Annotated in this window: 15 protein-coding genes and 2 pseudogenes; 13 read left to right on the forward strand and 4 right to left on the reverse strand. The window is 68.5% G+C overall.

Features of this window, described 5'->3' with window-relative positions:
* Positions 1 to 99 precede the first annotated feature (99 nt).
* From ACZJYS_RS03675 to ACZJYS_RS03725, 11 genes and pseudogenes are all read left to right on the forward strand, one after another.
* Positions 100 to 774, forward strand: a complete 675-nt coding sequence (locus tag ACZJYS_RS03675) for a 4Fe-4S dicluster domain-containing protein (protein WP_493175873.1) — start codon at positions 100 to 102, stop codon at positions 772 to 774.
* Positions 771 to 2,390, forward strand: a complete 1,620-nt coding sequence (locus ACZJYS_RS03680) for an FAD-binding protein (protein ID WP_493175874.1) — start codon at positions 771 to 773, stop codon at positions 2,388 to 2,390. Before ACZJYS_RS03675 ends, ACZJYS_RS03680 begins: the two co-directional genes overlap by 4 nt.
* Complete coding sequence (locus ACZJYS_RS03685) at positions 2,387 to 3,622, forward strand: NADH-ubiquinone oxidoreductase-F iron-sulfur binding region domain-containing protein (RefSeq protein WP_109519370.1); 1,236 nt, start codon at positions 2,387 to 2,389, stop codon at positions 3,620 to 3,622. Before ACZJYS_RS03680 ends, ACZJYS_RS03685 begins: the two co-directional genes overlap by 4 nt.
* A gap of 331 nt (positions 3,623 to 3,953) precedes the next feature.
* A complete protein-coding gene (locus ACZJYS_RS03690; protein WP_493175875.1) occupies positions 3,954 to 5,030 on the forward strand; it encodes an HlyD family secretion protein in 1,077 nt (358 codons plus the stop codon).
* Positions 5,027 to 7,816 carry a ribosome-associated ATPase/putative transporter RbbA gene (gene rbbA, locus ACZJYS_RS03695; RefSeq protein ID WP_493175937.1) on the forward strand — a complete coding sequence of 930 codons (2,790 nt, stop codon included), beginning with the start codon at positions 5,027 to 5,029 and terminating at the stop codon, positions 7,814 to 7,816. Before ACZJYS_RS03690 ends, rbbA begins: the two co-directional genes overlap by 4 nt.
* 2 nt (positions 7,817 to 7,818) lie before the next feature.
* Positions 7,819 to 8,931 (forward strand): ABC transporter permease, encoded by a 1,113-nt coding sequence (locus ACZJYS_RS03700; protein ID WP_493175876.1) that lies wholly within the window; start codon positions 7,819 to 7,821, stop codon positions 8,929 to 8,931.
* Between the two features lie 66 nt (positions 8,932 to 8,997).
* Positions 8,998 to 9,459 (forward strand): transposase, encoded by a 462-nt coding sequence (locus ACZJYS_RS03705; RefSeq protein ID WP_493175878.1) that lies wholly within the window; start codon positions 8,998 to 9,000, stop codon positions 9,457 to 9,459.
* 132 nt (positions 9,460 to 9,591) lie between these two features.
* Positions 9,592 to 9,717, forward strand: a pseudogene (locus tag ACZJYS_RS03710) (IS5/IS1182 family transposase); the annotation flags it as partial.
* A 66-nt stretch (positions 9,718 to 9,783) separates the two neighbouring features.
* On the forward strand, positions 9,784 to 11,616 hold the full coding sequence (locus tag ACZJYS_RS03715) for an SLC13 family permease (protein WP_493175879.1): 1,833 nt from the start codon (positions 9,784 to 9,786) through the stop codon (positions 11,614 to 11,616).
* An 81-nt stretch (positions 11,617 to 11,697) separates the two neighbouring features.
* Positions 11,698 to 11,820: pseudogene (locus ACZJYS_RS03720) on the forward strand (transposase); the annotation flags it as partial.
* A 52-nt stretch (positions 11,821 to 11,872) separates the two neighbouring features.
* Positions 11,873 to 12,085, forward strand: a complete 213-nt coding sequence (locus ACZJYS_RS03725) for a hypothetical protein (protein ID WP_493175939.1) — start codon at positions 11,873 to 11,875, stop codon at positions 12,083 to 12,085.
* 20 nt (positions 12,086 to 12,105) lie between these two features.
* Here the strand turns inward: ACZJYS_RS03725 and ACZJYS_RS03730 are convergent, their stop codons facing one another.
* Positions 12,106 to 12,576: a CBS domain-containing protein gene (locus ACZJYS_RS03730; protein WP_493175881.1), complete on the reverse strand. Its 471-nt coding sequence runs from the start codon at positions 12,574 to 12,576 to the stop codon at positions 12,106 to 12,108.
* Between the two features lie 176 nt (positions 12,577 to 12,752).
* On the reverse strand, positions 12,753 to 14,462 hold the full coding sequence (locus ACZJYS_RS03735) for an HAD hydrolase family protein (RefSeq protein ID WP_493175883.1): 1,710 nt from the start codon (positions 14,460 to 14,462) through the stop codon (positions 12,753 to 12,755).
* Between the two features lie 148 nt (positions 14,463 to 14,610).
* Here ACZJYS_RS03735 and ACZJYS_RS03740 point away from each other — a divergent pair, with 148 nt between their 5' ends.
* Both ACZJYS_RS03740 and ACZJYS_RS03745 read left to right on the forward strand, forming a co-directional pair.
* Complete coding sequence (locus tag ACZJYS_RS03740; protein WP_379651744.1) at positions 14,611 to 15,033, forward strand: CBS domain-containing protein; 423 nt, start codon at positions 14,611 to 14,613, stop codon at positions 15,031 to 15,033.
* A gap of 307 nt (positions 15,034 to 15,340) precedes the next feature.
* On the forward strand, positions 15,341 to 16,324 hold the full coding sequence (locus tag ACZJYS_RS03745; RefSeq protein ID WP_493175885.1) for a zinc-dependent alcohol dehydrogenase family protein: 984 nt from the start codon (positions 15,341 to 15,343) through the stop codon (positions 16,322 to 16,324).
* 106 nt (positions 16,325 to 16,430) lie between these two features.
* Here ACZJYS_RS03745 and ACZJYS_RS03750 read toward each other — a convergent pair whose 3' ends face one another.
* The gene (locus tag ACZJYS_RS03750) at positions 16,431 to 18,770 is read right to left on the reverse strand and encodes a heavy metal translocating P-type ATPase (protein ID WP_493175887.1); all 2,340 of its coding nucleotides are present in this window, start codon (positions 18,768 to 18,770) and stop codon (positions 16,431 to 16,433) included.
* Between the two features lie 84 nt (positions 18,771 to 18,854).
* On the reverse strand, positions 18,855 to 21,278 hold the full coding sequence (ppsA, locus tag ACZJYS_RS03755) for a phosphoenolpyruvate synthase (RefSeq protein WP_493175889.1): 2,424 nt from the start codon (positions 21,276 to 21,278) through the stop codon (positions 18,855 to 18,857).
* Between the last annotated feature and the right edge of the window lie 22 nt (positions 21,279 to 21,300).

Consider the following 21,300-nt stretch of genomic DNA (forward strand, 5'->3'; position numbering starts at 1 on the left):
GGCGGATCGTAGCCCCACCCGGAAGCGGCTTTCCTCAGTGAGCCCTGCATCGGTGGCGCACCGTGTGGCTTTGTGCGGCATGTAGTCGAGGAGGCTCTTTTGAGCGGAAGCAAGATCGACACAGAAGCAAAGATAAGCCTTGTCTTTGAGGGACAGCCTCTGCTGGCGGAAGTCGGAGCATCCCTGCTGCAGGCCTGGATGGCGGCCGGCCAGCCATTGACGGAGAATGTCGGCTGCATGGGCCAGGGCGTCTGTGGCGCCTGCCGTGTCCTGGTGCGGCGGCAGGGCGAGCGCTTGGCCGGTACCGCACTGGCCTGCGAGACGCAGGCAGAGGAGGGGATGCAGGTCTCCTTTTTGGATCACTTCCCGGCACGGCGCCCGCACGCCTACGATCTCCACGCGCTAACCGATAGCTGGACGGCGCTAGACCAGATCGATGCCGTCTTCCCAGAGGCCAAGAACTGCCGCCATTGCAGTGGCTGCGACCGGGCCTGCCCCAAGGGCATCGAGGTGCAGCGCATGGTGAACCTCTCCGCGGCAGGCGAGGCCTTCACCGCGGCGGCACTCTTCGATCAATGCGTGATGTGCAACCTCTGTGTCGCCGCCTGCCCCGAGCATATCGACCCGGCGCATCTGGGCCAGTTCGTGCGGCGCATGGCTGCCTCGCTCACGCTGCGTCCCGCCGACCTGATCCGCCGGTTGCGCGAGATCGAGCAGGGGCGGCAGCCCATCGACCCGGATGCGCCCGGCGCCAATCCGCCGGTGCAGTCATGAGCGGCGGCATCCCCCATGCCGAGGCCCTGGCTGCCTGGCGCGCCAGGCAGCCAGCCCCGGCGCGGGCCCTGGCCTTGCCGGTACCCGAGCTGCTGGACTGCTTTCATCCCGACCACCGACCCGGCGCCATTGTGCCGCTCCGTGTCGGTGCCAGCGCCGGCTTGCCCTGCCGGGTGGAACTGGCCGCGCTGCTGCAATCCGACTCGCTGGTCGAGGATGTGGACATCGCCGGAGCACCCTTGCTGGACGCGGATGTGCTGGTGATCGGCGGCGGCGGCGCGGGCTGTGTCGCCGCGCTCACCGCGGCACGAGCCGGGGCCCGGGTGATCCTGGCCACCAAGCTGCGCCTGGGCGACAGCAACACGGTGATGGCCGAGGGCGGAATCCAGGCCGCCATCGGGGATGAGGACAGCCTGCAGCGCCACTTCGAGGACACGCTGCGCGCCGGTCATTTCATGGCCGACAAGGCGTTGGTGGCGGCGCTGGCTTCCGACGGCCCGGGCGTGATCCGCTGGCTGATCCAGGAGGGCATGAGCTTCGACCTCGCCGAGGGCAGCGAGCGCATGGGCGGCAGCCTGCTGCGCCGGAAGCCGGGCGGCGCCACGGCCGCGCGGCTGCTCTCCTACCGCGACTTCACCGGCCTCGAGATGATGCGGGCGCTGCGCGAGGCCGTACTGCTGCAACCAGGCATCACCCTGCTGGACCGCCACCCAGCGCTGGAACTGCTGACCGACGACCGCGGACGCTGCGCCGGTGCCGCGTTGCACGACCTCGCCCAGGGCCGCACCGTGCTGGCCCGGGCCGGCGCCACGGTGCTGGCCACGGGTGGCGCCGGGCGGCTGCATATCGCCGGTTTTCCTACCTCCAACCACTATGGCGCCACGGCGGATGGGGTGGTGCTGGCCTATCGCCTCGGTGCCGCGCTGCGTGAGGTGGACAGCTTCCAGTATCATCCCACTGGCATTGCCTGGCCGCCGCATATGGAGGGGCAACTGGTCAGCGAATCCGCCCGCGCCTCCGGCGCCGCCCTGGTCAACGGGCTGGGCGAGCGCTTCGTCGATGAGCTGAGCACGCGCGACGTGGTGGCCGCCGCCATCCTGCGGGAGATCGCCGAGGGGCGTGGCATTCTCCGCGGCGACCGTGCCGGCGTCTTCCTCGACACGCCGGGCCTGGAGCGGGAGAAGCCCGGCATTCTCGGCAGGAGCCTGACGACGCTCGCCCACCTGGCGCAGCGCGCCGGCTTCGACGCGGCGGCTGAACCCTTCCTGATCCACCCGACGCTGCATTACCAGAATGGCGGCGTCGCCATCGACCCGGATGGCTGGAGCGGCGTGCCCGGCCTGCTCTGCGCCGGCGAGGTGACAGGCGGGCTGCATGGCCGTAACCGCATGATGGGCAATGCCCTGCTGGAACTGGTGGCCTTCGGCCGCCGAGCCGGGCACGCCGCTGCCACCGATGCGCGGGTAGAGCGCCCGCGCAACATTGGGCTGAACCATCTGGCGGACTGGCGCCGCGCCCTGATCGCCCAGGACCTGCCGTTAACCCTCAAGGCGCCAATGATCTTTCCACCCTATGGGAATTTCAACATGGCCACCGAGCGGGGGAAGGCGGCATGAAGGTCCTGACCGACGAGCGCATCTGCGTCGGCGCCGATCTCGCCGCCTGGATGGCGGCGGGCGCCGCCGCCGGGCTGGAGAACGCCCTGGCCGATCCTGCCGGCATCATCCCGACCATCGAGGCCGCCGGCCTGCGTGGCCTGGGCGGTGCGGGCTTTCCCACCCACCGCAAATGGTCCGCCGTGGCGGCACAGCCCGGCCCTGGCAAATGGGTGGTCTGCAACGGCAACGAGGACGAGCCGGGCACCTTCAAGGACCGCTTCCTGCTTTCCCGCACCCCGCATCAGGTGATCGAGGGAGCGCTGGTCGCGGCGCTGGCAGTGAAGGCCGCCAATGTCGTCCTCTACGTCAACCCGCGCGAGGCGGCCGCGGTACGGGTGCTGCGGGAGGCGGTGACGCAATGGGAGGCACATCCGCTCTTCGCACGGCTCTCTGAGGCTATCGGGGAGGAGCTGCATCTCCTCGTCATCACTGGCTCCGGCCTCTATGTCGGGGGCGAGGAGACGGCGGCGGTGGCCAGCGTCATGGGCGGCTTTCCCTTCCCTACGCTGAAGCCACCCTATCCGGCGGAAAAGGGCGTGAACAGCGCGCCGACGCTGGTGAACAATGTCGAAACCCTGGCCCATGCCGGGCAGATCCTGCGTCATGGGCCGGAATGGTATCGTGGCCTCGGCCTTGGCGGTGCACCCGGCACCAAGCTCTTCTCGCTCTCCGGCGACGTGCTGCGCCCAGGGCTGCACGAACTGCCTATGGGCACCTCGCTCCACAGCCTTGTTTTCGAGCAGGGCGGCGGCATGCTGGGCGGCAAGTCCTTCAAGGCGGTCTTCACCGGCGGCCCCTCCAACACCCTGCTGACGGCGGACGATCTCGATGTGCCGCTGGATTTCGACAACCTGCGGAAGCGTGGCTCCCGCCTCGGCACAGGGGCGATGATCGTGGTGGGGGAAGGCACCAGCATCCTGCGCAAGACGGCGGAATACGTCGCCTTCTTCGCGGCCAATTCCTGCGGCCAGTGCCCGCCCTGCAAGATCGGCACGCACCAGGTATCGCGCATCCTGGAGCGGGTCGAGGCAGGGGCAGGGCGGCCCGGTGACCTGCAGGCGCTGGAGAACCTGGCAGAGCTTCTCCCAGGGAGTGGCCGCTGCGGGCTGGTGGATGGAGCGGCGACGGTACTGGCTTCATCCCTTAAGGCTTTCCGGGGAGAGTACGAGCGGGCGCTGAGGCGTGGCTGAGCGTTGCAACCCTAAATTGATCTCAGCCGATCCGGGAGGTGCCTGATCGCGGGACATCATCGGGAGCCGATGAGGCTGGCGATCATGACTTGTGGCGCCGATCAAGTGCCTACAGCAGCGATTCCGACGATGCTCCGCGATCAGGCAGCCAGAACACAGTAAAGCGACTTGCTGTTGTTGACCCACAGGCGGCAACATCAGCACAGAATTGGAGGCCTGGCTCACAGGCTTCAGGATTCTATTCGGTTTAGAAAGCTGTTCGAACCCCCGCAAAAAGGGTCGCGATGAGCATTCCATTGCCTGACCGACTGGACGACGGACCCAAGTTCAGATGGCGATGAGAGCGCGTCGCAAACGACTGCTTCTCATAGCTCTTGCCCTGCTCATCGCTGTTGCAGGCTCTTATGCCTGGAAGCAGCTCAGCGGCAGCGGCCTTCCGGAGGGATTCGCCAGCGGAAACGGGCGTATCGAGGCAACCGAGATTGATATCTCGACCAAGGCAGCGGGGCGGGTTCGGGACATCCTGGTCCGGGAAGGTGACTTCGTCGAGGTAGGCCAGGTACTTGCCCACATGGACACCGCGCAGCTCGAAGCCCGGAAACGGGAAGCCGAGGCTCAGCTTCGGCGCGCGAATATCGCCATTGGAACGGCGCAGAGCCTTGTGGCGCAGCGCGAGGCGGAGAAGATGGCAGCTGTTGCCGTTGTTGCACAGCGGCAGGCGGAGCTCGATGCTGCGACCAAGCGGCTGGCGCGGTCCGAGCGACTGGCGACAAGCAGTACCGTCTCGATCCAAACGCTGGATGACAACCGCGCCGCCCACGAGGGAGCCCGGGCTGCGGTCGGCGCCGCTCGGGCGCAGCTGGCTGCCTCTGATGCGGCCATCAGCGCTGCCAGGGCACAGGTGGTCGATGCAGAGTCATCTGTCGATGCTGCGAAAGCAAGCATCGAGAGCATCGTGGCGGATATCAATGACAGCACCCTGATCGCGCCGCGGGCTGGACGTGTTCAGTATCGCATCGCCGAGCCTGGGGAGGTGCTCGCGGCCGGTGGCCGGGTACTCAATCTCGTCGATCTGGGCGATGTCTACATGACCTTCTTCTTGCCAACCGGTGAGGCGGGGCGCGTTGAGATCGGGACGGAGGTTCGCCTTGTGCTGGATGCGGCGCCCCGGTACGTCATTCCCGCCAAGGCAAGCTTCGTGGCCGATGTCGCCCAGTTCACTCCAAAGACGGTGGAAACGGCTGAAGAGCGGCAGAAGCTGATGTTCCGCATCCGGGCGCAGATCGCGCCCGAACTGCTTGAACAGCATATTCGCCAGGTAAAGACCGGGCTGCCCGGCATGGCTTATGTCCGGCTCAACCCAGAGGTCGAATGGCCGGCAAGCCTGAGCGGCCCGTTGGTGCAATGACTGGCCCAGGATTTTTCGGCGAGGAACCTGGTGGCCGCCCAGCCGTGGCGCGGATCAAGGCTGTCTCCCTGCGCTACGGCAAGACACTGGCCCTGGAAGGGATCGACCTGGACCTTCCAGCGGGCATCATGGTCGGGTTGATCGGGCCCGATGGCGTCGGCAAATCGAGTCTGCTGTCCCTGATCTCAGGCGCCCGCGCCGTTCAGCAGGGCCAGGTCGAAGTTCTGGGGGGCAACATCGCTGACAGGGCGCATCGGGAAAGCATCTATGCCCGGATCGCCTATATGCCGCAGGGTCTGGGCAGGAATCTCTACCCCACCCTGTCCGTCTTCGAGAATGTCGACTTTTTCGGCCGGCTGTTCGGTCATGACAGGCAGGAACGTGCAAGGCGGATTGCTGATCTGCTGCGCAGCACCGGCCTGTCTCCCTTTGCAAACCGGCCAGCTGGCAAGCTCTCCGGAGGCATGAAGCAGAAGCTTGGCCTCTGCTGCGCGCTCATTCATGACCCGGATCTGCTGATCCTGGACGAACCGACGACCGGCGTGGATCCTCTGTCGCGCCGGCAGTTCTGGGAACTGATCGACGATATCCGCCAGGACCGGCCCGGCATGAGCGTCATCGTCGCGACCGCCTATATGGAGGAGGCAGAGCGCTTCGACTGGCTGGTGGCAATGGATGCGGGCCAGGTGCTCGCGACCGGAACGCCCGAGGAGCTGCGCCGCCAGACCGGGGCGACAACTCTGGACGCGGCATTCATTGCGCTGCTGCCGGAAGAAGGGCGACGGGGGCACAAGGACGTTGTCATCCCGCCAAGGCGTGATGCGGAAGACGAGGCCGCTATCGAGGCCGAGCATCTGACGATGCGGTTCGGCGATTTCACCGCGGTCGATGACGTAGTCTTCCGCATCGGCAAGGGAGAGATCTTCGGCTTCCTCGGTTCCAATGGCTGCGGCAAAACCACCACCATGAAGATGCTCACCGGCCTTCTGGTCCCCAGTGAAGGCCGAGCACGCCTCTTTGGTAAGGAGGTCGATCCCGGCGACATGGCGGTTCGCCGCCGCGTGGGCTATATGTCGCAAGCCTTCTCGCTCTACACCGAACTGACGGTGCGACAGAATCTCGAGCTGCACGCGCGGCTCTTCAGCATGGAGCCAGCATCGATTCCTGCCCGGATCGAGGAGATGGTTTCCCGCTTCGGCCTTGGCGAGGTGCTGGACGCCTGGCCGGAATCCTTGCCCCTCGGTATACGTCAACGGCTTTCGCTCGCCGTGGCGATGGTCCATTCGCCGGAAATCCTGATCCTTGACGAGCCGACATCCGGCGTGGATCCGATCGCGCGCGACAGCTTCTGGCGCATCCTTTCCGATCTGTCCCGCCAGGATCATGTCACGATCTTTGTCTCCACCCATTTCATGAACGAGGCGCAGCTCTGCGACCGCATCTCGCTCATGCACGCGGGAAAGGTGCTGATCAGCGAGAAGCCTGGCGTGATTATGGAGGCGCGCGGCGCGGCGACGCTGGAAGAAGCCTTCATCGGCTATCTGGAGGATGCAATTCGGGATTTTGCAGGTGGTGAAGCCGTGGAGCCGGAAGCCATACCCGTCCAGGCCATCTCCCCAAGGCCGGCTCGATCTGCCCCGGTTACCAGGTGGAACCGCTTTTTCGACCTGCGCCGGGTCTTCGCCTTTACGCAACGGGAATCCCTGGAGCTGCGGCGTGATCCCATCCGGGCGACCTTGGCACTTCTCGGCAGCGTGATTCTGATGTTCGTGATCGGCTATGGCATTAACATGGATGTCGGCAACCTGTCCTTCGCCGTGCTTGATCGTGACGATACGACGGTGAGCCGCGACTATACGCTGCAAATCGCCGGATCTCGCTACTTCACCGAAAAACCGCCCATCGCCGATTACGCCGATCTTGACCGGCGGATGCGCAATGGCGAACTGAACCTGGCGATTGAGATTCCCCCGGGATTCGCTCGCGATGTATCCCGCGGCAGGACCATCGAGATCGGGGCCTGGATCGACGGCGCGATGCCGGCTAGGGCGGAAACGGTGCGCGGCTATGTCCAGGGCATGCATCAGGACTGGCTGACCCAGAAGGCCCGGCAGAACTACGGTGATGCAGCCATCGCGGGCAGCTTCCAGCTGGCCGTCCGCTACCGCTACAATCCCGATATCCAGAGCATCGTGGCCATGGTGCCGGCTGTCATTCCGCTGCTTCTTATGATGATTCCTGCCATGCTGGCTGTTCTCAGCGTCGTTCGGGAGAAGGAGCTGGGCTCGATCATCAATTTCTACGTGACGCCCGTCACGCGGCTGGAATTCTTGCTGGGTAAGCAGATCCCCTACATTGCCCTGGCGATGTTCAATTTTGTCATGCTGACCGCCTTCGCTATCTTTGTCTTCCGTGTTCCTTTCACCGGCAGCCTGCTCACCTTCACGGCCGCGGCCTTCCTCTACGTGACCGCTACGACCGGGATAGGGTTGGTGATCTCGGCCTTCATGAGCAGCCAGATCGCGGCCATTTTCGGGACCGCCCTGCTAACCCTGATTCCCGCCGTGCAGTATTCAGGCATCATCGATCCCGTCTCATCCCTGCAGGGCGCTGGAGCGCTGATCGGCCGGATCTATCCCACGACCTATTTCGTGACGATATCGCGGGGGACCTTCTCCAAGGCACTGGATTTTGGAGATCTCTGGGCCAACTTCGTGCCGCTGCTGATCGCTATTCCTGTTCTGCTTCTGCTGGGTACCCTGCTTCTCAAGAAGCAGGCGGACTGACAGTGCGGGGCAGGAACATCCTCCAGCTGGGCATCAAGGAACTGCGGGGCCTCGCCCGGGACCCGATGCTGCTGGTGCTGATCGTCTATGCCTTCACGCTCTCGATCTACACCGCTTCGAAGGCGATGCCGGAAACGTTGAATCAGGCGGCTATCGCTGTTGTGGACGAAGACCAGTCGCCGGTTTCCTCGCGGATCATCACCGCTTTCAATCCACCGTACTTCGCCGTGCCTCGCATCATCTCGCAACCGGAGATGGATCGCCGCATGGATGCAGGTCTCGACACCTTCGCCTTGGACATTCCGCCCAACTTCCAGCGTGATCTCCTGGCTGGACACTCACCCACCATCCTGCTCAATATCGATGCCACGCGGATGACGCAGGCGTTTTCGGGGGGCGGCTACGTCCAGTCCATTACCACGAGCGAAGTTGCGGAGTTCCTGGCTGGCTATCGTGGCGGCGCCACAGTTCCGGTGGAGCTCGTTCTACGGTCACGGTTCAACCAAGAATTTAACAAAGGCTGGTTCGGCGCCATCACCAATGTCATCTCCTCTGTCACGATGCTGTCGATCATCCTGACCGGCGCGGCACTGATCCGGGAGCGGGAACATGGCACGATCGAGCATCTGCTGGTCATGCCCGTGACAGCCACCGAGATCATGCTCAGCAAGATCTGGTCCATGGGTCTTGTGGTGCTCATCGCCACAGCCTTGTCCATGGTCTTTGTCGTGCAAGGGCTTCTTGCGGTTCCTATCCACGGCTCCGTCGCACTATTCCTGGCGGGAGGAGCTCTGCAGCTCTTTGCAACGACGTCACTTGGAATCTTCCTTGCCACGGTGGCCGGATCGATGCCGCAGTTCGGCCTGCTGTTGATGCTGGTCTTGCTGCCGATGCAAGTACTGTCCGGCGGCACCTCGCCACGTGAGAGCATGCCGGAGATCATCCAGACGATCATGCTGGCTGCCCCAAACACACATTTTGTCATGTTGGCGCAGGCTGTTCTGTTCCGAGGGGCGGGCCTGGATGTCGTATGGCCGCAGTTCCTTGCTATGTTGGCCATCGGCGCGACGCTCTTCGCCCTGTCCTTGAGGCGCTTTCGACAGTTTCTGCGCTGACAGCAGGCTCGCGACCGCATCTGAAGCAGGATTCATCCAACCAAGCCGGCACAGAAGGACCGGGATGTGCGGTGGACGCTCAAGCGCGACAAAGCCAAACCCAAGCCCGAGGGCAATCAGCGCCAGGCCATCCAGATCGCCGTGCCCGATTTCGGGTACAAAAACCACATCGGCATCGACCGGCGGCACGGGCTGATCCGCCGCTGGACGGTCACTGCTGCGGCCCAGCACGACAGCCGCAGCTTTGCTGGCCTGCTTGACCCCGAGAACACCGCCAGACGCGTCTGGGCGGACACGGCTTACCGCACCAAGCGCAATCCGGACGTGTTGAAGCGGCGCGGCTGGAGCGAGCGCATCCTGTTCCGCAGGCGGCCGAGACGCCCATTTTCCGAACAGCAGGCGAAGGCCAATGCGTCACGCGCCCGGATCCGCTCGGGCATCGAACAATCTTTGCTGCCCAGAAGCACCGTGTGGCGCTGTTCCTACGCACCATCGGCGTGGCTCAGCACCCGAACTGCGCTCATATGACTCCACACCCCTGCTGAAGAGCGGCACCGGCCGCGCCCAATGGGTGGACCAGCCATGTCAGCAGGAATGTGTGACAACCTGAAGCGACGATCCTGCGCGCGCAGGCTGTATCGCGAGGGGTATTCCGAGTTGTCCACCCGTTTCCGCCGCATGGCGAAGGATTATGAGCGCTACGCCAGCACCCTTGCCGATCTCCACCTCGTCGCTTTCGCCTGCATCATGCTCAAGCAAGCCGCTCGACTGGCTGCAGGTCCATAACAGCCTCTGGAGATAAGGGTTTTCTGTGGCTATTAGAGGGATAGCATCATCTGCCGGAGCGCGGTTATGTCCTTTGACTTAGCTGTCGTACTTGGGCTGCTGAGCGCCGTGATTGTCATGTTTGCTTTGGGCCGCCCGCGTATGGATGCAGTGGCATTGTCCGTGCTTGTTGCTCTGCCGTTGACGGGCATCCTCACTGTTCAGGAAGCACTCGCCAGTTTCAGCGATGCCAGCGTCGTGCTGATTGCCGCTCTTTTTGTGATCGGCGAGGGACTGGTCCGAACCGGTGTCGCCAGCAGCATGGGAGATTGGCTCGCATCTCGTGCCGGTAGCGGCAGCAGCAGGCTTATTGCCATGTTGATGCTGGTCGTCGCGACACTAGGCTCGGTGATGAGTTCCACCGGGGTGGTCGCCATCTTCATCCCGATCGTAATGCGTATTGCCCTGCGATTGCGCATCCCGCCGCGCCAGATGATGATGCCGCTGAGCTTCGCCGCCTTGATCAGCGGCATGATGACATTGGTAGGAACACCACCCAATCTGGTTGTGAACAGTGAGTTGCTGCGGAACGGCCATGCTGGCTTCGGCTTCTTCAGCTTCACGCCATTCGGCTTGCCGATCCTGCTGCTCGGCATCGGCTATATGATTGTGGCGCGCCGCTGGTTGAAGAATGTGGAGCCGGAGGAAGCGGTCTCCCACGGCCGGCTGACCCTGGCGCAACTTGTCGGAGATTATGGACTGGCTAGGTGCGTGTACCGCCTCCGTATCGGCCCTGGCTCGCCCCTGGCCGGGCAAAGCCTCGAGGTGTTGCGTCTGCACGCCACGCATGGGCTGAATGTCATGGCCGTTGAGCACCCACAGCGCTTTACCTCAACCTATCTGAGTGCGGGCGGAGAGACTGTACTGCGCTTAGGTGATGCGCTGATCGCGCATTTCGCTGGGCCAGAGGAGCGTCTGCAGGCACTTGCTTCCCGGCTGGCCCTCCAACCTCTGCCGCTCGGCGATCTTGATCCTGTCAGCAGACCACGTCCCATTGGAATAGCCGAAGTCATCATTCCTCCTGACTCGCCACTCTGCGGCAGATCAGTGCTGGAAGCCGATTTTCGGTCCACTTACGGATTAACGGTGGTAGGGCTGCGCCGTGGCTTGATTACACCGGCCGAGGGATTGCTTGAGGAGAAGCTGCAGGCCGGAGACACGCTGCTGCTGGTGGGCCCCTGGAAGGAGTTGCGCCGCTCCCAACGCGGAAAGCGGAGCTTCCTGCTACTCAACCAGCCGGAGGATCTGGAGGAACTGCCCCCTGCCTCTGACCGTGCGCCACAGGCCTTGCTCAGCCTGGGTGTAGTCGTTGTGCTGATGGTCACAGGCGCGCTGCCACATGTGCAGGCCGCATTGATCGGCTGCCTGATGATGGTGGGCTTCCGCTGCATCGACCTGGACAATGCCTACCGCGCCATCCACTGGCAGACCATCGTCTTGATTGCCGGCATGCTACCCTTTTCCTTGGCCCTGCAGAAAACCGGCGGCATCGCTATGGCGGCCGACGGGCTAATCAGGCTGGTGGGGGGCGCAGGATCTTATGCTTTGCTCGCCAGCCTATTCGCGGCGACGGCCTTGACCAGCCTTTTCATATCCAACACCGCGACGGCCGTGTTGATGGCGCCTGTCGCTATCGCTGCGGCGCGGGAACTGGGTTTTTCGCCCTATCCCTTCGCCATGATCGTTGCCCTGGCCGCTTCGGCCGCCTTCATGACGCCCGTGTCTTCGCCGGTGAACATGCTGGTCATGGGGCCGGGCCGCTATAGCTTTGGCGATTTCCTGCGCATTGGTGTGCCCTTCACCGTGCTGGTGATGCTGGTGAGCTTAGCGCTGGTGCCTTTGCTGCTACCGGTGCGATAAGCTCCAGCACTGTGCCAGCCGAAGCAATACGGGACTTGCTTCAAAAAAGTGGAGGGTTCCTGATGAGGCCAGAGGAACCCCATGAAGCAGCAGAGGCGGTTCACGAAGGCATTTGAGGACGAGGCAGTCCGGACGAGCGGGCGGAGCCAATGCGAGATCGCCGAGGACCTCGGAATCGGTCTGTCGGCGCTGGTCCGTTGGATGACAGCGCCTTTTAAAACTCACTCTGAAGGGCATCTTCGCGGTGGAGGAGCGGGTGATCGCGCTGCGCGATATCGCGGTGCCGATCTTTGCCCTCGGCACCATGCGGGACCACATCGCGCCCCGGCGCGAAGGCTCGTGGTGGGATGCCTGGCGCGGCTGGATGACCGCCGCCGGCTCCGGCGAGCGGGTGCCGCCGCCGCCGATGGGCGCGCCGGAACGGGGCCTGACCCGGTGGAGCCCGCGCCCGGCCGCTACGTCCACATGAGCTGAGGCCCGGCGGCGCCCTCAGACCAGCATGGCGGGGCTGCGGGCGATGGCCGAGACGAGGTCCGACCGGCTGACGATGCCGACGACCCTGCCCTGCTCCACGATCGGGATGCGCTTGAGGTTGTGGGCGGACATCAGCTCCGCGAGCTGTGGCAAGGTCGCATCGTGTCCGGCGGTGATGACGTGCTTCTGCATGGCGTCCGCGGCGGAACGGTTGTCGCGCCGGACGAAATCCAGGAATTCCTGGGACAGGGCCTCGCCTTCCGCCAGCCGTCCCAGCCACCATTCGTTGCGCTGACGGGCAGTTTCCCGGAAGGGCCTGATGATGTCCAACTCGCTGATGATGCCGAGCAGCGAGCCGTCCGCGGCACAGACCGGAACCGCGCTGATCCGCCGCTCGGCCAGCAGGGCCGCGACCTCCGCGACCGAGTGCTCCGGGCGCGCGGTGATCGGCGGATGGCTCATGATGTCGGACGCGATGAAAGGCACGGCTTGCCTCCTCCTCAGGGTCGCAGAGGCCGCAGTCCCGGGCCTGGCAGCCCGTGACCGGCCTCTCCGTTGCCGGGAGATTGGCAGGCCGTGCCGGCTCCACCCTGATGCAGATCAGGCGGCCCCTCCGCCCCTCCCGTGCGCCATCCGGCAGGCTGCGCCGCGGGCTGCCGCGGTCACGGGCACTGGCTCGGCGCGGCATAGCGGCGCCAGATCGCCTTGCGGATCAGCCTGCGGCTGTCGGCGGCGCCGAGCGTCCTGTCCTGCTCCACCTGCGCGGCCTCCTCGGCAAGGCCGCGATCCTTGATGACGTGCAGGAACCAGGCGGAGAAATCGCCGGCGCGCAGATGCCGCTCCCAGCAATCATCGTCGATCCCGCAGGCGAGGTCGAGAAAGGCGTGCAGGTTGTTCGCCTTGATGAAGCGCCCCCGCCGGAGGTCGTGGAAGTAGAAGCTGCGGCCGTCGCCGACATCGCCCACCGCGTACTTGCCGGCATGCCGGCGGTGATCCTGGTGCGGCGGCTCGAGTGTCACCGGGACCGGGGCTGCGTCTGCTCCGGGCCGCCAGCACAGCGCCTCGCAGCCCCCGGTGGCAGGGGCGCTGGGCGGCGCGCAGCCCAGCAGGCCGGCGGCCTCGCGGATCATGGCCTCCGGCGCCGGGCCGAGCGCCAGGACCAGCCGGACGGTCTGCAGCGCCTCCCGGCTGAGCGAGGCGGGCCTGTAGGTGATCAGCACGGTGGCCGACAGGTCCTGGTCCAGCAATGCCGGTCCGCGCGGCGGGCCCGCCGGCAGCAGCTCATGCGCCTCGTCGAGAAGCAGCCAGTGCGGGCGCCCGGTGCGGGCACGCAGATGCGCGGTCTGGTGCAGCAGGCCGGTGAACAGCGACTGGCGCTCCTGCAGCGTCATGGCCTGGGTGTTCACGACGACGTTGACGCCGGCCTGGGACACCAGCCGTAGCGCCTCGGTGGCATGCGGCGGCGCGTCCAGGCTGCCGAGCCGCACGGCATTCTCCAGCTCCAGGTAGTCGCCCTCCGGGTCGATGACGCAGAACTCCAGCTGGCGCTCGACGATCCGCTCGGTCAGCGCCGTGGCAAAGGCGGACTTGCCCGCCCCCGACGGCCCAACCACCAGCGTGCTGCCCTGGCCGGGGCGCAGGTGGACCGGCCGCCCGGCGCGGTCCCGCCCCAGCCAGGGCCCGTGCTTCCCGTCTGGCGCCAGGGCCACGTCTTCCTCGATGATGCGCGCCACCAGCTCCACGATGCCGTCGCCATTCAGCCCGGCCAGCGGCAGGTCCGCGTCGCGGCGCACCACCGGCAGGGCATTGCCCACCGCCGCCGAGCAGCCGCAGGCGCGCAGGAAGGCATGGTCGTTCTCGGCGTCGCCCGCGCCGATGACGTTGACCATCGATATCTGCAGCTCGTCGAGCGCGGCTCTCAGCCCCGTGGCCTTGTTCACGCCGGAGGGCAGCACCATCACCGCGCCCTTGTTGAAGGAGATCTGCAGCTCGAGGCCGCAATCGTGGATGGCTTCCAGCACCGTGGCCTGGTGCGGCTCCCACGTCGCCAGGATGCAATGACCGGCCGAGATCGGCTCCACCTTCCGCTCCCGCAGCAGGCGCAGCAGCTGCGCGGGCGGCGGCGGCGCCAGCAGCCGCTCCGTGCGGGCCAGGGGGTCGTAGAGGACAGCGCCGTTCTCGGCCACGATGCGGTCGAACAGCGCGGCGTCCGGCAGCAGCGGGAGGATCGCCGCCACCTCCCGCCCCGTCACCAGCAGGATGCGGCGGCCGGTTTCCTTCAGCCGCCGCAGGGCGGCCATCGTCTCCGGCCGCACCACGCCGTCATGCGCGATGGTGCCGTCGAAATCCACCGCCAGACCCAGGAAGTACATCGCTCGCGCCTCCCGGCCCGGAGGCGTGGATCCGCCCGCCAGGCCCTGCCCGCGCATCACGCGCCCGGCCCGGTCAGGCCCTGACCTGCATCAGCATCGGGCACTGCGCCATGGCGGATGCTGGCCCGCCGATCGCGGAGAAGGCGCCATGCAGGACCGTACAACGGCCGAGATCATCCGGAACCAGCACCCGTTGACCCTGAGCCCTGGCGACAGCGTGGCCGCGGCCTGCGCGGCCATGCATCGCCGCCGCGTCGGCGCCGTGCTGGTGGTGGGAGAGGACAATCGCCTGGCCGGCATCTTCACCGGCCGCGACGCCATACGCTGCCTGGCGGAGGGCTACGACGCCCGCAACACGCCGCTTCGCCTCGTCATGACCCCTGACCCGGTGACGCTTCTGCCCGAGCAGACGGCGATCGACGCGCTGCGCCTGCTGAATGACGGCGGCTTCCGCCACCTGCCGATCTGCCAGGATGGGCGGGTGATGGGCATCGTGTCGCGCTACGACTTCCGGGCCATGGAACATGCCCGCCTCAACGAGGAGAGCCGGTTCTTCGAGGTGCTGCGCTGAATGGGCGGCGGCCTGATCCAGATCATTCCGGCGCGCCCGGGGATCTGCTTGACCGGTCCGGCAAGCAGATGAGGGCAAGGCGATGCAGCGAGCAGCATGGGCGCGGCGGATGGCGACACGGGAGCAGGACTGGCTGCACGCGTTGCGCCGCGGCCTCGTGGAGCGGCTGCTCGGCCGCCTGCCCGCGGTGCCCCGCCCAGGAAGCGACCGAGGGGATCACCGGGGGGATCACCCGGGCGACCGCCGCCCGGCCGCGCCGGAGACGTCCCGCTGGCGTGCCGCCAGGCGCCGGGCGGAATGACCGGCCATGCGCGCGATGCAGTTCGTACGGCCAGGGGCGCCGCTGCGCTGTGCCGCCCTCCCCGACCCGCAGCCCGGCCCAGGGCAGGTGGTGCTGCGCGTGGCCGCCTGCGCGGTCTGCCGGACCGACTTGCACCTGGTGGATGGCGAGCTGGCCAACCCCAGGCCCGGCGTGGTGCCGGGGCATGAGATCGTCGGCCGCGTCGTGGCGCGGGGTGCGGGCGCCACGCGCTTCGCCATGGGCCAGCGCGTCGGCGTTCCCTGGCTGGGCTTCGCCTGCGGCACCTGCCGCTTCTGCCGCGACGGGCGGGAGAATCTGTGCCCGGAGGCGCGCTTCACCGGCTACCAGCGGGATGGCGGCTATGCCGAGCTTTGCCTGGCGGAGGAGGCCTTCTGCCTTGCCCTGCCGGAGGGGTATGGCGATGCGGAGGCCGCGCCGCTGCTCTGCGCCGGGCTGATCGGCTACCGCGCCCTGCGGATGGCGGGGGATGCCGCCCGCCTCGGCATCTACGGCTTCGGTGCGGCGGCGCATATCGTGGCGCAGGTGGCGCGGCATGAGGGGCGGGAGGTCTTCGCCTTCGTGCGCCCCGGCGACGCGGCCAGCGCGCAATTCGCCCGGCAACTCGGCGCGGCCTGGGTAGGGCCGTCCGACGCGCCTGCGCCGCAGCCGCTGGATGCGGCGATCCTGTTCGCGCCGGTGGGCGCCCTGGTTCCGGCGGCGCTGCGCGCGGTGGACCGCGGGGGCACGGTGGTCTGCGCCGGCATCCACATGAGCGACATCCCGGCCTTCCCCTACGGCATCCTGTGGCAGGAGCGCTGCCTGCGATCGGTCGCCAACCTGACGCGGCGCGACGGCGAGGCGTTCCTGGCGCTCGCCCCCCGCATCCCGGTCCGGACGGCCGTGGAGACCCTGCCGCTCGAGGCGGCCGGAGCCGCGCTGAAGCGGCTGCGCCGGGGCGAGGTCGAGGGCGCGCTGGTGCTCACGCCATGACCCGCCCCCCGGCCCGCCTCTGCCCCTGCGCCGGGGCTTGGCCGCCGGGCTGCGTGGCCAGGGCATCGCCACCCTGTCAGGCCAGCCAGGCCGGCCGCGGTCTGCCCTAGCGCGCCACGGCCGGCACGGGCAGGGCGGCAGGGCCCGGGCGCGCCGCCGCCTCCCCGTCATCCTCCAGCCCGGCAAGCACATCCTCCTCGGCCACCAGGTGCAGCTGCAGCAGCGCCTCCAGCGCGAAGAGCGTACGGCGCAGGGAGGGGATCAGCGCCGGCCAGGGAACCCCCTCCTCCGCCAGCCGCAGCGCCGTGGCGATGCGGCCGGTCAGGATCTCGATCTCGGCATGCATCCGGACCAGCGCCGTCATCGCCTCGCTGCCCAGGCGCTGCGCCGCGGCCGGGTAGAGCATGCGCTCCTCGGTCTGCTGGTGCGGCAGCAACTGCTCCTGCAACTGGCGGAGCAGCGCGGCGAGGGTGGCGGGCTCCGCCTGCTCCGCGCGCATCCGCTCCGCCGTGGCGCGGATCATCTCGGCCAGGGAACGCAAGGCGGCGTGTTCCGCCATGCGCTCCGCCAGCCCGGCCAGGGCGGGCAGCGCCGCCGGCCGGCGCTCCGCCCGCCCCGGCCGCAGCGCCGTCAGGGCAAAGAGAATGGCCAGCACGTCGATCCCTTCCTGCAGCAGCGCGCCCTGCAGCGGCGGCAGCAGCCCCGCGGCGGCCGGCAGCATCGCCGCGACCGAGGCGCCCATGCCCAGGCCGATGGCCCGCAGCGCGATGCCGCGCGACCGCCGCGCGATGGCGATGGCCTCCGCGACACGGTCCACGCGGTCCACCAGCAGCACGATGCCCGCCGCCTCGGCCGCCGCGGCGGTGCCGGCCGCACCCATGGCGATGCCGACCTGGGCCGCGGCGAGGGCGGGGGCATCGTTCACGCCGTCGCCCACCATGGCGGTCGGTGCCGCGGCGGCCTCCGCCCGCAAGGCCTCGATCTTGTTGGCGGGCGACTGCTCGGCCAGCACCGCGTCCAGCCGCAGCGCCCGCCCGACCGCCAGCGCCGCCGCCTGCCGGTCGCCGGACAACAGCACCAGCCGGCGCAGCCCCAGGGCGCGGAGCTGCCGCACGGCGCGCGCCGCCTCGGGCCGCGGCGTGTCGCTCAGCACGAAGGCGGCCGCCACCTGGCCATCCACGCCGAGCCAGGCGACCAGGCCGCCCAGCCCCGCCAGGGCGGCATCCGGCCCGAAGCCCGGCGCCGGCGCCAGGCCGGCGTCGCGCAGATAGGCCTCGCCGCCGAGCAGCACCGTCCTGCCCTCCACCACCCCGCGCAGGCCGCCGCCCGACGTCTCCCGCACCGCCTCCGGCGGCGCCAGCGCCATGCCCTGCTCCAGCGCCGCGTCCCGCAGGGCGGTGGAAACCGGGTGGGCCGATCCCTGGGCCAGAGAGGCCGCCAGCCGCAGCGCGCCGGCGCGGCCCAGCGCCGGCTCGGCATCCACGGTCGCCAGGGCCGGGCGGCCCGGCGTCAGCGTGCCGGTCTTGTCGAACACCACCGTGCGGACCCCGGCCAGCTGCTCCAGCGCGCCGGCATCCTTGACGATGATGCCGCGCCGCGCCGCGCGGCCGATGCCGGCCATCAGGGCCACCGGCGCGGCCAGGATCAGCGGGCAGGGCGTGGCCACCACCAGCACCGCCAGGGCGCGCAGCGGGTCGCCGGTGGCCAGCCAGGCGCCGCCGGCCACCAGCGCCGTCAACAGGACGAAGGCCACGGCCCAGCGGTCCGCAAGCCGCGTCAGCGGCGCCCGGCTGGCCGTCGCGGCCTCAGTCAGGCGGATGATGGCGGCATAGGTGCTGCCGGCGGCGTCGTGGCTGGCGCGCAGGCGGAAGGCCGGGCCGGCATTGACCGCCCCGCTCTGCACCGCCGCGCCCCGCGCCAGCGCGACGGGCAGGGATTCGCCGGTCAGGGCGCGCAGGTCCAGCGTCGCGGCGCCATCCGCCAGCAGGCCGTCGGCCGGCACGGTGTCGCCGGGGCGCACCAGCAGCAGGTCGCCGGGCCGGATGGCGGCGACGGGGATGTCCTCCAGCCGCTCGCCTTCCAGCCGCTGCGCCCGGCGTGGCGTGCGGGCCAGCAGGTCCGCCAGCGCCGAGCCCGCGCGTGCGCCGGCCCAGGCCTCCAGCGCCTCGCCGCCCGCCACCATCACGGCGATCACCGCCGCCGTGGCCGCCTCCCCCGTTGCCACCGCGGCCAGCACGGCGGCCAGGGCGATCACGTCCACGCCCGGCCGGCCGCCGCGCAGGCTGCGCCACAGGCCGGCCGCCACATGCAGGGCCACCGGCAGCGCCGCGGCGCTCCAGACCCAGCCAGCGGCCACACCGGCGCCGCGCATCCAGAGCACCGTTCCGGCAGCCAGGCCCAGCAATGCCCAGCCCAGCCGGAGATGCTGCCGTCCCTGCCGTCCCATCGCCCTGTCCTTGGCCGTGCATGGCAAACCGGGCGCCCCCCCCGGCCCTGACGCGGATCAGGGCAGGCCACGCCGCCGGATCAGTCAGCCTGCCAGCACGGGCTCCTGCGCGCCAGATGCCTCCTGGCGCTGCTCGGCCTCCCGCACCACGGCGATGGTCCGCAGCAGGCTGGCGGGCGTGACGCTGATGGCCTCGATGCCCAGCGCGACGAGATAGGCGGCGATCTCCGGGTAGTTGGCCGGGGCCTCGCCGCAGATGCCGACATGGCGGCGGTTGCGCCGCGCACCGCTCACGGCCTGGCGCAGCATCTCCAGCACCCCCGGGTCGCGCTCGTCGAAGTCGAAGGCCACGGTGGCCGAATCGCGGTCCACGCCGAGCGTCAGCTGCGTCAGGTCGTTGGAACCGATCGAGAAGCCGTCGAACAACGCCGCGAAGCGGTCGATCAGGATCACGTTGTTCGGGATCTCGCACATCATGTACACTTCCAGCCCCGCCTCGCCGCGCTTCAGCCCGTGCCGCGCCATCTCGGCCAGCACGCGCTCCGCCTCCTCCAGCCGGCGGCAGAAGGGCACCATGACCCGCAGATTGGCCAGCCCCATCCGCTCCCGCACCTGGCGGATGGCGCGGCACTCCAGGGCGAAGCCCGGCGCATAGGCCGGGTGGGCGTAGCGGGCGGCTCCGCGGAAGCCCAGCATCGGGTTCTCCTCCGCCGGCTCGAAGCCGCTGCCGCCGAGGAGCCGGCCGTATTCGTTGGTCTTGAAGTCCGACAGCCGCAGGATCACCGGCCGGGGGTGGAAGGCGGCGGCGATGGTGCCGACGCCCTCGGCCAGGGTCTGCACGAAGAACGCCTCGGCCGAGGCGTGGTGCCGCGCCAGCCGCGCGATGGCCTGCCGCTCGGGCAGGGAGGCGACCCTGTCCGGCTGCACGCAGGCCATCGGGTGCACGCCGATCTGCTCGCTGACGATGAACTCCATGCGCGCGAGCCCGACGCCGGCGCTGGGCAGCATGGCCGAGCGGAAGGCCAGCGCCGGGTTGGCCAGGTTCAGCATGATCTTCGTGCGCGGCAGGACGGCGACATCGGCGGCGATGCGGCTCACCACGAAGGGCACGGCACCCTGCAACACCTCGCCGGCCTCGCCCCTGGCGCAGCACACCGTCACCTCGGCGCCATCGGCCAGGGCGCCGAGCGCTCCCGCCGCGCCGACCACGGCCGGCACGCCCAGCTCGCGCGCCACGATCGCCGCATGGCAGGTGCGGCCGCCGCGCTCCGTGACGATGGCGGCCGCCGTCTTCATCACCGGCTCCCAGTCCGGGCTGGTCGCCTCGGCCACCAGCACCTCGCCCGGCCGGAAGGCAGCGAGATCCGCCGCGCCGCCCACCCGGCGCACCCGGCCCGTGGCGATGCGCTCGCCCACCGCCTTGCCGGTCACCAGGACCGGGGCCGTGCCGGTGAGGCTGAAGCTCTCCACGGCCTGCGCCCCGCGGCGCGAGGCCACCGTCTCCGGCCGCGCCTGCAGGATGTAGAGCTGGCCGTCCAGGCCGTCCTTGGCCCATTCGATGTCCATCGGCACGGGATGGCCGGCGGCGGCCGAGTAATGCGCCTCGATGATCAGGGCCGCCTCGGCCAGGGAGAGCACCTCCTCGTCGCTGATGCAGAAGCGGTCCCGTTCCGCCTCCGGCGTCGGCAGGTCGATCGTCGGCTCCGCCGCGCCGGGCCCGGCATAGACCAGCCGGGTCTGCTTGCGCCCGAGCGCGCGCCGCAGCACGGCCCTGTAGCCGGTGCGGAAGGTCGGCTTGTGCACATGGAACTCGTCGGGGTCCACCTTGCCCTGCACGACGTTCTCGCCAAGCCCGTAGGAGCCGGTGACATAGACCACGTCGCGGAAGCCGGATTCCGTGTCGAGCGTGAAGATCACGCCGCTGGCGGCGAGATCCGCGCGGACCATCCGCATCACGCCGACGGAGAGCGCGACCTTGAAATGGTCGAAGCCGTTGTTGGCGCGGTAGACCACCGCGCGGTCGGTGAAGAGCGAGGCGCAGCAGCGGCGGCAGGCCTCCACCAGCGCTTCCTCTCCGCGGATGTTCAGGAAGCTCTCGTGCTGGCCGGCGAAGCTGGCATCCGGCAGATCCTCCGCCGTGGCGGAGCTACGCACGGCCAGGGCCGGCTCGGCACCGGATTCCTGCCGCAGGCGGCGATAGGCGCCGATGATCGCGGCCCGCAGCGGCGCGTGGCCGGTGGCCTCGTAGACGATGCGGCGCGCCTCGGCGGCACGGCGGGCCAGGGCGGGGATATCCGTGACATCCAGCCCGTCCAGCGCGCGGTGCAGCGCGGGCCAGGCAGAGGCCGCATCCAGGGCGGCGCGGTAGGCATCGGCGGTGACGCAGAAGCCGTTCGGCACGCGCAGCCCGGCCGGCGTCAGCCGCCCGTACAGCTCACCGAGCGAGGCGTTCTTGCCGCCGACCCTGGCGGTATCACCCAGCCCCACCTGGTCGAACCAAAGGATCATCCCGCTTCCGGCCATGGCCTGC

This window comes from Roseomonas sp. TS2, from assembly GCF_058833935.1.

Excerpts from the sequence above, each read along its gene's own strand:
- ppsA (WP_493175889.1), bottom strand. The coding sequence starts at position 21,278 with ATGATCCTTTGGTTCGACCAGGTGGGGCTGGGTGATACCGCCAGGGTC.
- ACZJYS_RS03685 (WP_109519370.1), top strand. The coding sequence starts at position 2,387 with ATGAAGGTCCTGACCGACGAGCGCATCTGCGTCGGCGCCGATCTCGCC.
- ACZJYS_RS03690 (WP_493175875.1), top strand. The coding sequence starts at position 3,954 with ATGGCGATGAGAGCGCGTCGCAAACGACTGCTTCTCATAGCTCTTGCC.
- ACZJYS_RS03745 (WP_493175885.1), top strand. The coding sequence starts at position 15,341 with ATGCGCGCGATGCAGTTCGTACGGCCAGGGGCGCCGCTGCGCTGTGCC.
- ACZJYS_RS03740 (WP_379651744.1), top strand. The coding sequence starts at position 14,611 with ATGCAGGACCGTACAACGGCCGAGATCATCCGGAACCAGCACCCGTTG.
- rbbA (WP_493175937.1), top strand. The coding sequence starts at position 5,027 with ATGACTGGCCCAGGATTTTTCGGCGAGGAACCTGGTGGCCGCCCAGCC.
- ACZJYS_RS03750 (WP_493175887.1), bottom strand. The coding sequence starts at position 18,770 with ATGGGACGGCAGGGACGGCAGCATCTCCGGCTGGGCTGGGCATTGCTG.
- ACZJYS_RS03680 (WP_493175874.1), top strand. The coding sequence starts at position 771 with ATGAGCGGCGGCATCCCCCATGCCGAGGCCCTGGCTGCCTGGCGCGCC.
- ACZJYS_RS03735 (WP_493175883.1), bottom strand. The coding sequence starts at position 14,462 with ATGTACTTCCTGGGTCTGGCGGTGGATTTCGACGGCACCATCGCGCAT.
- ACZJYS_RS03715 (WP_493175879.1), top strand. The coding sequence starts at position 9,784 with ATGTCCTTTGACTTAGCTGTCGTACTTGGGCTGCTGAGCGCCGTGATT.